This window comes from Leclercia sp. M50 (genome assembly GCF_037150775.1).
GTDB lineage: Bacteria > Pseudomonadota > Gammaproteobacteria > Enterobacterales > Enterobacteriaceae > Enterobacter.
In genome coordinates this window covers 1-12729 of record NZ_JBBCPK010000104.1, presented here as the reverse complement: position 1 = coordinate 12729, position 12729 = coordinate 1, and the positions used below count along the sequence as shown (strand labels likewise).

Sequence of the window (12729 nt, the reverse complement as noted above, 5' to 3'; positions counted from 1 at the left end):
ATCGGCGGGGTGGCAAAAGGCGAAGGCTATGTGGTGCTGAACAGCGGCAATACCGATACCGCCCGCAGCCAGTTTGAGCAGGCGCTGAAGACCAACCCGGAAGATGCCGACGCGCTGGCCGGGATGGGCTACGTTGCCCTGCGCAAGGGCGACTACGCCGCAGGCGCGCAATACCTGAACCGTGCAGCAAGCCTGGGCGGAAGCGCCTCTGAGGAGCGCAAGCAGCAGGCGCAGGATGCCGAGTTTTACGGCCAGCTGGCCCAGGCGCAGGCGGCTTACAAACAGGGTAACGTCAGCCAGGCGCTGGCCCTGAGCGCACCGCTCGCCCAGCGCAGTGGCGAACAGGGGGCGGCGGCGAAGCTGTTCCGCGCCGATGTCCAGCGGCATAACAAAGATTACACCTCGGCGGAGCAGACCCTGCGCGGCCTGCTGACCGAGCAGCCGAACAACGGCGCGGCGCGGGAAAACCTCTACTACGTCCTGCGCGAGCAGAACAAAACCGCCGAAGCCCAGGCGATGTTGCAGACCCTGCCGGCAAGCCTGCAGGCGAGGCTCCAGCCGCGCGTCTCCGGCGGCAACCCGACCGATCCGCTGCGCCGTCAGGCGCAGCAGGCGGCGGCCAACGGCGATCCGCAGCGCGCCATTGCGCTGTTGCAGCAGGGGACGGCCCGCTATCCGTCCGATCCCTGGCTGCGTCTCGATCTTGCGCGTCTGTTGCAGAAACAGGGACGCGACGCAGAGGCGGCCAACACCATGGCACCGGCCTTCCGCCCGAACGCCAGCAACAGCGAACTCTACGCTGCCGCGCTGTTCGCCAGTGAAAACAACGCCTGGCAGCAGTCGCAAACCCTGCTGTCGCGCATTCCAGCCTCCAGCCAGAATCGCGATATGCGCGAGCTGTCGCAGCGGGTCAACTACAACCTGCAGATGAACGTCGCCGAGCGCTATCTGGCGCAGGGCGATCGCACCGCGGCGGCCAACACCCTGAAAGCCCTGGCGGCGCGTCCGCCACAAAGCCCGGCGGATGCGGGCAAGCTGGCGCGGATGCTGGCCCAGAGCGGGGATGTCACCACTGCGGTGAGTGTGGTCCACGACAACATGCGCCGCGGCGTGCAGGGTAACGCCGGGGATTATGCCGATCAGGTGGCGGTGCTCAATCAGGCGGGGCTGGGCAGCGAAGCCCAGGCCTGGCTTGCCAGCCCGGAGTTGCAGTCCCGCAGCACGCCAACCCAGCTGGCGAGCATTCGCAACGGCTACGTGATCAACGAGGCCGATCGTCTGCGCACCCAGGGCAACTATGCCGCGGCCTACGATAAGCTGATCCGCGCCATGCAAAACGATCCGCAGAACACCGATCTGATGTTTGCGATGGCCCGCGTCTATCAGTCCGGCAAGATGAATAAAGAGGCAGGGGTGGTCTACGACTACCTGATGACCCGCGATACACCGCAGCAGGATGCGCGGGCCGGGGCGATCGATGTGGCCCTGGCCAGCAAAAACGTCGATAAAGCGAAGCAGCTGAGCGCCGGGCTGACCAATGACGGTACGCCGGAGCGCCTGCTGCTGCTGGCGCGGGTCTCCGAGGCGGAAGGTAACCATCAGCAGGCGATGAGCTATCTGCGCACCGCGCGCGGCAAGCTGCTCGGCCTGCAGAATAACACCGGTGAAACCGCCCCAATGCTGGGCGGCCTGGCACTGGCCGACAACCCGTTTGTAGGAACCTCCAGCACCGGCGAGGTGGCGGCGTCGCCGTCGCTCTACGGCCAGGCGATGCCGTGGCAGGTGGCCCAGCTGGCGCGTAATCCACAGACCGCGCCGCCGGGTACCGTGCGCACCGATCTGCCGGTGGAAACCGCCCAGGCCGGTACGCTGCGCCAGGTGGATAACATGATGGAGATGCTGGTGGATAAAACCGCCACCTGGGCACGGGGATCAACCTCCCTGCGCGCGCGTGACGGCGAAGATGGGCTCAGCAAGCTCACCGAGATCAAGGCGCCATTGCAGTGGTCCACCGTGCCGTTCGGGGATTCCCGCCTGGACGTTAACGTCACGCCGATTAGCCTCGATGCGGGTACCTCGTCCGATGAATCCAGCCGCCGGTTTGGTACCGGGGCGCTGATTCAGGGCGGCGTGGCCGAAGAGCTCTATAACGCCTCCACCACCACGCCGCCTGAGCTGCCGAATATCGACAAAATCAAGGTGCCGTCCCAGGGCTCGCAAAGCGCCCAGGGTGTGGAAGTGGCGATGGCGCTCACCGGGGATCAATACAAAATTGACGTCGGCTCCACGCCGCTGGGCCAGGATCTGAATACCGTAGTGGGTGGGATCCAGTGGTCGCCACAGCTGACCGATTACCTCAAGCTGGTGCTTACCGGCGAGCGTCGTGCGGTGGTAGACAGCCTCCTCTCCTATGTCGGCGTTGAGGACAAATACAGCGGCAAGAAGTGGGGCCAGGTCACCAAAAACGGCGGCAGCGCGCAGCTGAGCTATGACAATACCGATGCAGGTTTTTACGCCGGGTTTGGCGTGTACGACTACGTCGGAGAGAACGTGCCGAGCAACACCAGCGTCACCGGCTCTGCGGGGGTCTATTTCCGCCCTTACTACGCCGCCGACCGCGAGCTGAAAGCCGGCATCAACATGAACTACATGAACTTCGACAAAAACCTGAGCTACTTCAGCTACGGGCAGGGGGGCTATTTCAGTCCGCAGGACTATATCAGCGTCTCCTTCCCGGTGGATTACACCCAGAAATATGACAACTGGAACCTGGGGTTAGGCGCGTCGATTGGTTATCAGTCCTACTCCCAGGATGAGAGCCCATACTTCCCGACGGACGCGGCCATGCAGCGCCAGCTGGAAGATTACGTCTCCCGTGGTTTCGCCAAAGAGGCGTTCTACAAAGGCAACAGCGAAAACGGCCTGGGCTACAACCTGCGCGCGTCCACGGACTACAAACTCAACAAAGATATGACCATCGGCGGGCAGATTGGGTATGACACCTTCGGTGATTACAACGAAAGCACCGCAAGCCTCTACTTCCGCTACCTTCTGGGGAACAAGTAATGAACGATCAACAGCTTTTGCACTATTACCAGCATCAACAGTCCCAGTCGGGCTGGTTTGGACTGATCCACGTGATGGTTGAGACGATGGTGGCGAACGTCGGCGAGGCGCAGAGTCGCGCCTTTCTCGTGCAGATGGGCGACGCCCTGGGCGAGCGCTTTCCGCTGACGCTGGCGCACACGGTGGGCGAACTCGAAGAGCAGATCAACGCCCGGCTGGCGGCCTTTAACTGGGGCTATATTGATATTGATGCCAGCGACACGGCGATCCGCATCGTGCATACGGCGTTGCCGGTGCCGCCTGAAGAGGCAAAGCAGATGGCCTGGAACCATGCCTTCAGCGCGGTGCTGGAGGGGCTCTACGCCCGCTGGCTGCGCGAGCAGGGCGGAAAATCGCACGTTTCACTGTGGCGGGAGGCATCCCCCTCGGCTACGGTTATCCATTTCAGATATCAAAACAATCAATAAGGATCGGCCATGTGGCAGCGAATTAAAATCGTGGTTCTGGCGCTGGGGCTGTTGTTAAGCCATCAGGTTTTCGCTGGAAGCGCATGGGAGAGTTACAAGGCGCGGTTTTTGATGCCGGATGGTCGCATCATTGATACCGGCAACAACAGCGTGAGCCATACCGAGGGGCAGGGCTTCGCCATGATGATGGCGGTGCGCAACAACGATCGCGCGGGTTTTGACAAAATCTGGAGCTGGACCAAAAAGAATCTGCAAAACCCACAGACCGGCCTGTTCTACTGGCGCTTTAACCCGGTGGCCGCCGATCCGGTTATGGATAAAAACAATGCCACCGACGGCGATACCTTTATCGCCTGGGCGCTGTTAAAGGCGGGCACCCAGTGGAATGACAGCAATTACCTGAACGCGTCGGACGCCATCACCAAAGAGCTGGTGGCCCGCAATGTGATCAGCTTTGCCGGTTACCGCGTGATGTTGCCTGGGGCAAAAGGCTTTAACCTCAACAGCCATGTGAATCTTAACCCGTCCTATTTTATCTTCCCGGCCTGGGAGGATTTCGCGAAGCGCAGCCATCTGACGGTGTGGCGTGATCTGATCAACGACGGGCAGAAGCTGCTGGTGAAAATGCGCTTCGGCAACACGCAGCTGCCTGCGGACTGGGTTTCACTGTACGCCGACGGGCGCGTAACCCCGGCTAAAGAGTGGCCTGCGCGCTTCAGCTACGATGCGATCCGCGTGCCGCTGTACGTGAAGTGGTATCAGCCAACCAGCCCGCTGATGGCACCCTATACCGCCTACTGGGGACGTTTTGCCCGTACCCAGACGCCAGCCTGGGTGAACATCACCACCAACGATCCGGCGCCCTATATGATGGACGGCGGTCTGCTGGCGGTGCGTGATTTGGCGATGGGGCAACTCCCGTCGGGCGAGCCACAGATCACGGCTCAGGAGGATTACTATTCTGCAAGTCTGAAGATGCTGGTGTCGCTGGCGAGATAAGTTTTATCTTCTTACAGTGAGATTCTGGAAAGCGCCTCGCAAGAATGACTTGCGGTGGCGCTTTTTGTTTTGTGTGAGGGAGAGCAGGGCGTAGAGTCTCCTCGTTGCGGTGAAACCTGCAACCGGGCGTAGGAACCCGAACAACTCAACTGCGGTACAGGTTTATGTATCGGGCCAGCGCACACCGCTGTAAAATCATCGGTGGCGCTGGCAGGGCAGCCGAAAGGCTGGCCGGTTGCCGTTGAGTTCCGGTTCCTAACCCTGTCAGCGCCGCCACTCTCCTGAGCTTAGGAACTCAGGAATGTGGCTTAATAAACTCAACGGAGGATGCCTTATGGCTACGATCCCAACCCTGACTTACCCCGAATCTGACGAAAGCGTTATCCGCCACTTGCTCACCTCGCCCCTGCCTGCCTCTGCTGACCTGTTTGAGGTCACGGATCGTTGCGCGGCTCTGGTAACAGTTCTGCTTGAAACTAAAGAAATTACCGCGCGTCTGGCGTTATGCGGACGGCTGTCGCACGTGCTCACCCGACTGGCGCAACTGTGTGATGAAGATTTACCCCCACACCTTATTGCCCAGCTCACCGTTGATGAGCTGCCGGATTCCGCCATGCCGCACTGCTGGCAGGAAACGTACCTGATGGTTGAGTATCTCCAGTCGCTGAACCGGGCGTTATTGGGAAATACGCTGCCGGGCGCAGTCGCGGAGGATCTGACCGGGCTGCTGCACGATCTGGTGCATATCTTGCGGGATTATGTGAGGGAGCCGTACCGGACGCACTGAGAGTGTGCTAGAAGCTACTTATTGGTGTTAGCGTATAAAAAAAGCCACTCACTGGAGCGGCTTAATTCTTTGATTTTAAAGCTAAAATTTGGTGGCCCCTGCTGGACTTGAACCAGCGACCAAGCGATTATGAGTCATATGGATTTGATGTTTCATGATTTTTCATATTTTTGCAATTAGACTTAATGGATATAAATAACAATAGTTTATTTTATGATTGCTGTTTCATGTTGTTCTGCTTTTTATCCTTCAGTATCATCATTACGTCACCCACTACATCACCCAGAATCAGCTAGGTGATGTAACGAAGGAAGAACAGAAAACGCTATGTCTGATAATTTAACTGTCTCGATGATTAGCGGCTTAAAGCCGAAAACAACTGCTTACTACATCTGGGACAAAAGCGGTGAGCGTGGGGCTGGGCGTTTAGGGGTGAAAGTCGAGCCATCAGGCCAGCGAGTTTTTTACTATCGCTATTTTTGGCAGGGTAAACGGCAATTCATTCTGCTTGGCCGCTTTCCTGAGTTGTCACTCGCTCAGGCAAGGCTGCAATGTAAGGAACATGCGGGCCTTCTTAAAGAAGGAAAATCTCCTAAAGCTGAAATCGCAGAACAACTCTTTACTGCCGAACAACAACAGCGCGAAGACCAGCTCAAAGGCAGCATTGAGCAACTCATTTTGGGTTACACCACCAAAATGCGTGAAGACGGCAAACGTACCTGGCAACAGGTCCTGTACCGGCTGGAAAAAGAAACCTACCTATTTATACCTAAAGTGACGAAAGCGCGTGACGTTACACCCGCTCATATCAAACAAATTCTGGCGGCTATTATCAAACGTGGAGCCTCGGTTGAAGCAAACCGTGTCCGCTCTTATCTAATGGCAGCCTTCAATTATGGATTGAAGGCAGACAACGACCCGGCAAACCACCTGCAGAATGTTATGTTTGGGCTCCTGATGAACCCAGTCAGTGTCATTCCTAAACAATCAGCAGCGGAAAAACCGGGTACAAACTGGCTGAAATTAGATGAGTTGCTGCAATTGATGGGGGATTTCCCCAAAGCGCCAAAAGTGGGCTTGTTAATCAGTCAATTGCTTAACTTATGTGTCTACACGGGCGGCCAGAGGCCACATGAACTGGTTTCCAGCCGTTGGGGTGCGATTAACTGGGAAGAGAAGACGTTATTGATAGTGGCGGATGTTTCGAAAAATAAAAGAGACCATCTGGTACCGTTGACTGAGTCAGCCATTGGGATACTCGAAAAGTTGAAAGCTGAGAATCTTAATCAGAGCCCTTACATCTTCCCGCAGCGCATCAAATCTGAACAGCATCTGCGCACAGACAGCTTCGCGCAAGCCATCATCTATTATCGGGAACACTTTTCGTTGAGCCCGTCATTTATTGCTCGTGATATTCGCCGTACCTGTAAGACTCTGATGGGGGAAGCGGGTATCGCTAAAGACCTGCGTGACCGTATTCAGAACCATGCCCTACAGGATGTAAGTTCTAAACACTATGATCGTTACGATTACTTGGTTGAAAAGCGTAAGGCACTCGAAATCTGGGAGTCGCGGGTGAACAACCACCAGCAACAGCAAGAAAACAACGTAGTGAATCTTTTTCGGCAGAAATGAAGGCTACTTAAATCGGAACTCTGGATTTGCTGGCGAGACCAACGGTTTTCGCCAGTTTTCGGTTGTGTTTAAGTTGTTGCTCAATTTACTTTCTACCAACAGGTCCTTGTTTCTTAAGATCAATGTGGCCTTTTACGGGTAATGGTTCCAACTTACTGATAGTGGTTTATGTTCAGAAAATGCCCGATGACTTTGTCATGCAGCCCCACCGATTTTGAGAACGACAGTGACTTCCTTCCCAGCCTGGCTAGAGGCTGTCTCACATTCATGTTATGCAGTTTAATGCGCTGCGTGTAACGTTTGCTGATAATGTGCAGCTTTCCCTTCAGGCGTGACTCATACAGCGGCCAGCCATCCGTCATCCATACCACGACCACGACATCAAAGGGCGACAGCAGGCTCAGAAGAAGCTCCAGCGTGGCCATAGTGCGTTCATTGAAGACGTGTGCTACGACCGTCCTGCGTATCCTGTCATACGCTAAAACAGCCAGCGCTGGCGTGATTTAGCACCGCCGCAGCCCCACTGTTCGTCCATTTCAGCGCAGACAATAACGTCACTGCCCGGTTGTATGCGGGAGGTTACCTGCTGTGGCCTGAGTATTTAAGTGCCGTAAAATCGTGTTGAGGCCAACGCCCATAATGCGGGCGGTTGCCCGGCATCCGACGCCATTCATGGTCATATCAACGATTTTCTGGTGTGTACCCGTCCAGATATAGGTCACATCACCACGCATGGTTGGGCTCCGTTACGGCAAACTGTCGCTCAAGATTATTCGAGATAACGACGTGCTCATGACCGCCACGTTTATACCGGTGAGTCGACTGCTGGCCACTAATCAGTCCCAGCTCTTTCATAAGCCTGCCAGTAAGCCAGCGCCCCATCTGGTAGCCTCTCCGGGTTGCCATTGTGGTGATTTTCGATTTTTTTGGTGTCATCGGAGAGACTTTTGGTGTTTTGCCCTGACGCTCATTACGCAGTTGTTTGACCCCTCTTGTCATTGTGGAAAGGCCGACATTCGTAGCTTTGGCGGCATCTGCCACCGTGTAGTTCTGGTCAACAACTAGTTGAGCGGATTCGCGTTTGAACTCTGTACTGAAATTTTTTTTCATTGGAGCGCCTGAGTTGTTCTGAAGTAAGCATATCACCTCTGTTCAGGTGGCCAAATTCAGTGAAACACTACACTGGATGTAAAAATCAGCAGGCGAAGACACCTCTTATTTTTCCATTAACCTCAGCAACATCCGCTACTGGTACAGAACTTACTGAGGGAAAGGCAAACGTCTGTGTAGTGTTTGCCTGTCTGCTTAGAAAACGTATTCACCCATGATTTTTAAACGTTTTCAAGGCAGCCTTCATCAGTAAGTGCTTGGCTTACAAACGCCTTGGTACTCTGGTAAGGAACATCCAGCTCGTCCCTCCACCCTTCGCAATATCTGTCATCGCAGCTAAGCTTGATTGATACCCCAACCCGCCGGGCAGCAGTTTGCTTCCGGATTCCGGATGTAAGAAGGAGAAAAACATGAAAGCAGTAATTTATAATGGTCCTTACGATGTCAGGATTAAAGACGTACCTGATGCAAAAATTGTTCGTCCTACGGATGTCCTTGTTCGCATTACCACCACCAATATTTGTGGATCGGACCTGCATATGTATGAGGGCCGGACTAGCTTCGAACAGGGACGTATTCTGGGCCACGAGAACCTGGGTGAAGTGGTAGAAATTGGCTCGGGCGTTGAACGTATTAAGGTGGGTGACTATGTTTGCCTGCCGTTTAACGTAGGATGTGGTTTTTGCGAAAACTGTGAAAAAGGTCTGACTGGCTTTTGTCTTACCACCAATCCGGGTACAGCTGGAGCAGCCTATGGATTTGCTGAAATGGGGCCTTGGGAAGGCGGTCAGGCGGAACTGCTTCGGGTACCATTTGCCGACTTTAACTGCCTTGTTCTTCCTTCCGACGCGGCAGAAAAAGAAGATGATTATGTTATGCTCTCTGATATTTTTCCTACCGGATGGCATGCAACAGAACTTGCCGGATTAAAGCCTGGCGAAAGCGTGGCCATCTATGGCGCAGGTCCAGTTGGTTTGATGGCCGCTCATTCAGCGATCATTAAAGGCGCTTCACAGGTGTTTGTAGTGGATACGCATAAGGACCGGTTGGCTCTGGCAGAAAAAATGGGAGCTATAGGCATTAATGCTATTGGTGATGAAGCAGTCCAAAAAATTCTCGACCTGACGGATGGACGCGGTACTGATTGTGGCTGCGAATGTGTTGGCTATCAGTGCTGTAACAAGCATGGTCATGAAGACAATTCGGTCACCATGAACAGTCTTGTTGCATCAACGAAAGCAACAGGGGGAATTGGTGTGGTTGGCGTTTTTATTCCTCAGGATCCGGGCGCTGAATCTGACCTTGCAAAAGAGGGTAGGGTGCCATTTGATTTTGGCAGTTTCTGGTTTAAAGGACAGGCAATCCGTACCGGACAGGCTAATGTCAAGGCCTATAACCGTCAGCTTTCCCGCCTCATCCATCACGGGAAAGCCACCCCGGGTCAAATAATTTCACACCGTCTTTCGCTTGAAGAGGCTCCTGTGGGATATAAACACTTCGATGATCGAGATGAGGGATGGACAAAGGTTATCCTTAAGCCTTAAATAACGTTGACCGGTAAGCGAAAGCAAAAATCGGGAAATCGCATCCCTTTTGACAGGGTGCAAAAAGGTACCCTGTCAGGTAATTATTCTTCATATCTCCAGTTGCCAAGCGCGCCCATGCCGGAGTTTTACCGAGTGGCGCGGCCTGCTCCGACGCTGAGGATCGGATCACTATATCTGTTAGGGGTCAGTTTGGATACCGAAAATTATTGTACGTTAAGGTCATTTTTTGACCTTTTTACTTTAGCTGGCCTTAGCAGACGAAACTGGTAATGGTTCCAACTTACTGATAGTGTTTTATGTTCAGATAATGCCCGATGATTTTGTCATGCAGCTCCACCGATTTCGGCAGGCTATCGCCACGCAGAAGCCGTTTATTTCGGCGCCCTTTACCTCGGCGACGGGCAACTACGTGGTTTCTGTCGCAGCCGCTCTTCACGCCGCACGGCAGTTACCTGGGCTACATTGGCGGCACAATCTACCTCAAAAGCATAGCATGCTGAGCGACATCCTGAGCCAGCATTTCTACGCTCGCGGCTCTATCGTCAGCAATGACGGCCTCATCATCTTCAGCCACGATCCGTCACGCATGGGAACAAAAATGGCGCTGAACTCCGCGCTGCGCAAGCGGCTGGCCTCCATGGACAGCGGGCGGTTCAGCTCGGAGGCGGACGGGCTACGCCAGCCTGCACAAAACGGACTGGAACATTTTTATCGCCGGGACCTCTGAGACGGTCCGGCATATTCTGGTGCGCACGGCAGAAAACGCACTGTGGTTCCTGCTGAGCATCGTTATCCTGACGGTCGCCGTGGTGACCCTGCTGGCCGGGCGCATTGCCTCTCCCCTGGAGACGCTGGCGGGCATGGTGCGGGATGAGGGGAATGACGCGTCGCTGGCATCGGTGAAGGCCTGGTACTTTGAGGCCGACCGTCTGAAGCAGGCCGTGGAGGAGGAGTAGCGCCACGCCATGGCAGGCCCCATGGCCGCGCTCAGCGACGAGGCCATGACCGACCCGCTGGCCGGGCTCTGCAACCGGCGTGGCTTTACTCTGCTGGCGGACAGGAGCCGCGAAGATGCCTCGCAGTGCGTGATTGCACTTGATATCGACCACTTTCGACTGGTACGGGCACGATGCGGGTGATGCGGTGCTGGTCAGCCTGCTACGGCAGGCCTGCCGCACGGGAGACGTGGTCAGCCGCTTCGGCGGCGAGGAGTTTATTCTCCTGCTGCTGCAGACGGCGCTGGAGGATGCGGCCCGGACGGCGGAGCGCATCCGCGAGGTGGTGAGCACCACGATGTTCCCGTTCGTCGGTGCCATGACGGTGTCGGCAGGCGTGGCGTCCCTGGCAACTGTGGCAGCGGGTCAGCACTGGCCGCGCAGCTCCACGAAAGCCACTCGTCAAGCTCCGCCTCCGGCAGCGGCCGGAAATAGAAGAATCCCTGCGCCTGGTCGCAGCCGTACTCCGTGAGCTCGGTAACCGTATCGGCATCCTTAACGCCTTCGGCCAGCACCGTGTAGTCCAGATCCTTCAGCATGGCGATGATGCGTGAAGCGGTGTCTGACAAGATTTCGCTGATGAGCGTGCGGTCGAGCTTGATAACGTCCAGCGGCATGCGCCGCAGGTAGCTGATGTTGCTGTAGCCGGTGCCGAAGTCGTCCAGCGAAACCCCGCCCCCCCGCAGCTTCAGCATCTCCAGCCCGCGCATCGCCGCCAGGTTTTCAATAATCCGCTCGCTCTCCAGGCACTCAATGCCCAGCAGCGAGGGAGAAAGCTTCGCTTTTATCATCTTCGCCTCCAGCGCGTCGGCAAAGCCCTCGCGGGCAAAGTCCCGGCTACTGGCGTTTATGGTCACCGGGAGCTAGATGCAGCTGTTGCGCAGGCGGACAAGGCGGCCGATGGTGCGGTCCGTAAACGGGTTCTTATGCCTTAGTTGTAAGTGTCTACCATGTCCCCGAACAAGTGTTCACGATGTCCCCGGACTGTACACTCTGCCGTAACAGGAGGGGATGGATCATACCGCAGGTGACCAGAGGTCGTAGTTCAGCGCATAGGTGCTGCCATCCCGCACAACCTTACCTGTAGTTGGCAGGTTAAAGTGCATTCCGCTTACGGCCAGACTATCGCTAGCCACACGGTCAAGCAGCTTGCCACGAATGGCAGCCGCAGCAGCGGGATCGCTGTCAAATGCGATTGTAACGTCAGGCTGAGCAATCTGAACGTGAGGGAAATGAACAATGTCACCCCAGATGAGCAGAGACTCTTTTTCATCGCCCAGCAAATATCCGCTGTGACCCGGCGTGTGTCCAAACAGTTCTACTGTCTGAATTCCGGGCAGAATCGACTCCTCGCGGAATGGAACCAGCTTATCGTCATAAGCATTGAAGGCATTTTTTGCCACTTCAAAGAAGGGCTTAAACGCATCAGGCGCGCCTGCTGAAATGGTTTCATCACGCCAGAAAGCGAGTTCTTTTTCATGAACAAAAAGCTGCTGAACATTGCGGAACACCGGAGTCTGTAAGGGACCAGCAAGTCCACCAATATGATCTGGATGGGCGTGAGTCAGCAGGATGGTATCGATAGCGAGGGGGTCAATACCTGCTGCTGCCAGGGCAACCTGAAGCCGGCCGCCCCAGCCATTGATACCACCAGCGCCGCTGTCAACCAGAATGGTACGCTCAGGTGTCTGAATGACATAAACGTTGATATTGATACGAGGTAATACCGGGGCACCCCGCTTCTGAAGCAGGGCTTCAGCACGAGACCCATCAATGCCTGACAGCAGTTCAAAGGAGACGTCGAGGTAACCATCACTTAGCATGGTCACCGTCATGTCGCCCACTTTTTTTCGATTGATGGCCGGTGCCTGCCAGTTCAGATGTGATGTCATGTTTTACTCCATTGCGGTGAGGGGATACAAAAATTTTCATAAAGATCATAACGTGTTCTGAGAAAAGAACTGCTCAAATTAGTATGCGAAACGCTCATTTATAAACTGGAGCACGGCAGGATGAATCGCCACGGGTTTAACAGACACCTCAGAGTCATTTAAGATGGCTTAAAGAGAGGTGCCCATGAGCGGTAAGCGTTATCCCGAAGAGTTTAAAATTGAAGCAGTCAA

Annotated in this window: 11 protein-coding genes and 4 pseudogenes; 10 read left to right on the top strand and 5 right to left on the bottom strand. The window is 55.3% G+C overall.

The annotated features are described in order from the left end of the window. The 5 genes from WFM46_RS19825 to WFM46_RS19805 all read left to right on the top strand — a co-directional run. The coding region (locus WFM46_RS19825) for a cellulose biosynthesis protein BcsC (protein WP_336998324.1) at positions 1 to 3066 on the top strand (3066 nt) is incomplete at its 5' end. Next, positions 3066 to 3533 (top strand): cellulose biosynthesis protein BcsD, encoded by a 468-nt coding sequence (gene bcsD / locus WFM46_RS19820; RefSeq protein WP_103824860.1) that lies wholly within the window; start codon positions 3066 to 3068, stop codon positions 3531 to 3533. The genes WFM46_RS19825 and bcsD, both read left to right, overlap by 1 nt. Positions 3534 to 3542: 9 nt before the next feature. Next, a complete protein-coding gene (locus WFM46_RS19815) occupies positions 3543 to 4532 on the top strand; it encodes a glycosyl hydrolase family 8 (RefSeq protein ID WP_336998323.1) in 990 nt (329 codons plus the stop codon). A gap of 334 nt (positions 4533 to 4866) precedes the next feature. Further along, the gene (locus WFM46_RS19810) at positions 4867 to 5319 is read left to right on the top strand and encodes a hypothetical protein (protein WP_336998322.1); all 453 of its coding nucleotides are present in this window, start codon (positions 4867 to 4869) and stop codon (positions 5317 to 5319) included. 327 nt (positions 5320 to 5646) lie between these two features. Further along, the gene (locus WFM46_RS19805) at positions 5647 to 6954 is read left to right on the top strand and encodes a tyrosine-type recombinase/integrase (protein ID WP_114316733.1); all 1308 of its coding nucleotides are present in this window, start codon (positions 5647 to 5649) and stop codon (positions 6952 to 6954) included. A gap of 152 nt (positions 6955 to 7106) precedes the next feature. Here the strand turns inward: WFM46_RS19805 and WFM46_RS19800 are convergent. Both WFM46_RS19800 and WFM46_RS23900 read right to left on the bottom strand, forming a co-directional pair. Then, positions 7107 to 7809, bottom strand: a pseudogene (locus WFM46_RS19800) (IS1 family transposase). 72 nt (positions 7810 to 7881) lie between these two features. Continuing rightward, positions 7882 to 8064, bottom strand: a pseudogene (locus tag WFM46_RS23900) (transposase); the annotation flags it as partial. A gap of 410 nt (positions 8065 to 8474) precedes the next feature. Between WFM46_RS23900 and WFM46_RS19790 the strand changes: the two are divergent. Next, the gene (locus WFM46_RS19790; RefSeq protein WP_114316735.1) at positions 8475 to 9608 is read left to right on the top strand and encodes a glutathione-independent formaldehyde dehydrogenase; all 1134 of its coding nucleotides are present in this window, start codon (positions 8475 to 8477) and stop codon (positions 9606 to 9608) included. Positions 9609 to 9891: 283 nt separating this feature from the next. Here WFM46_RS19790 and WFM46_RS19785 read toward each other — a convergent pair. Then, positions 9892 to 9963: pseudogene (locus WFM46_RS19785) on the bottom strand (IS1 family transposase); the annotation flags it as partial. Positions 9964 to 10104: 141 nt separating this feature from the next. Between WFM46_RS19785 and WFM46_RS23895 the strand changes: the two are divergent. The 4 genes from WFM46_RS23895 to WFM46_RS23880 are packed head-to-tail and all read left to right on the top strand — an operon-like array spanning position 10105 to position 11078. Continuing rightward, a complete protein-coding gene (locus WFM46_RS23895) occupies positions 10105 to 10338 on the top strand; it encodes a hypothetical protein (protein ID WP_371413999.1) in 234 nt (77 codons plus the stop codon). A gap of 19 nt (positions 10339 to 10357) precedes the next feature. Continuing rightward, positions 10358 to 10567, top strand: coding sequence for a hypothetical protein (locus WFM46_RS23890; protein WP_371414000.1), 210 nt, complete (start codon positions 10358 to 10360; stop codon positions 10565 to 10567). Between the two features lie 9 nt (positions 10568 to 10576). Further along, on the top strand, positions 10577 to 10750 hold the full coding sequence (locus WFM46_RS23885) for a hypothetical protein (protein WP_371414002.1): 174 nt from the start codon (positions 10577 to 10579) through the stop codon (positions 10748 to 10750). 4 nt (positions 10751 to 10754) lie between these two features. Then, positions 10755 to 11078, top strand: coding sequence for a diguanylate cyclase (locus WFM46_RS23880; protein ID WP_371414003.1), 324 nt, complete (start codon positions 10755 to 10757; stop codon positions 11076 to 11078). On the opposite strand, the pseudogene WFM46_RS19775 reads toward WFM46_RS23880, so the two are convergent. Together WFM46_RS19775 and WFM46_RS19770 are read right to left on the bottom strand one after the other, a co-directional pair. After that, positions 10993 to 11520, bottom strand: a pseudogene (locus tag WFM46_RS19775) (EAL domain-containing protein); the annotation flags it as partial. The gene WFM46_RS23880 and the pseudogene WFM46_RS19775 overlap by 86 nt on opposite strands. A gap of 102 nt (positions 11521 to 11622) precedes the next feature. Then, positions 11623 to 12498 carry an MBL fold metallo-hydrolase gene (locus WFM46_RS19770; protein ID WP_114316737.1) on the bottom strand — a complete coding sequence of 292 codons (876 nt, stop codon included), beginning with the start codon at positions 12496 to 12498 and terminating at the stop codon, positions 11623 to 11625. Positions 12499 to 12729: the final 231 nt, after the last annotated feature.

Bases quoted from the DNA above. Each gene is read 5' to 3' on its own strand.
- WFM46_RS19810 (WP_336998322.1), top strand. From the start codon at position 4,867: ATGGCTACGATCCCAACCCTGACTTACCCCGAATCTGACGAAAGCGTT.
- WFM46_RS19815 (WP_336998323.1), top strand. From the start codon at position 3,543: ATGTGGCAGCGAATTAAAATCGTGGTTCTGGCGCTGGGGCTGTTGTTA.
- WFM46_RS19770 (WP_114316737.1), bottom strand. From the start codon at position 12,498: ATGACATCACATCTGAACTGGCAGGCACCGGCCATCAATCGAAAAAAA.
- WFM46_RS19805 (WP_114316733.1), top strand. From the start codon at position 5,647: ATGTCTGATAATTTAACTGTCTCGATGATTAGCGGCTTAAAGCCGAAA.
- WFM46_RS23895 (WP_371413999.1), top strand. From the start codon at position 10,105: ATGCTGAGCGACATCCTGAGCCAGCATTTCTACGCTCGCGGCTCTATC.
- WFM46_RS19790 (WP_114316735.1), top strand. From the start codon at position 8,475: ATGAAAGCAGTAATTTATAATGGTCCTTACGATGTCAGGATTAAAGAC.
- bcsD (WP_103824860.1), top strand. From the start codon at position 3,066: ATGAACGATCAACAGCTTTTGCACTATTACCAGCATCAACAGTCCCAG.
- WFM46_RS23885 (WP_371414002.1), top strand. From the start codon at position 10,577: ATGGCAGGCCCCATGGCCGCGCTCAGCGACGAGGCCATGACCGACCCG.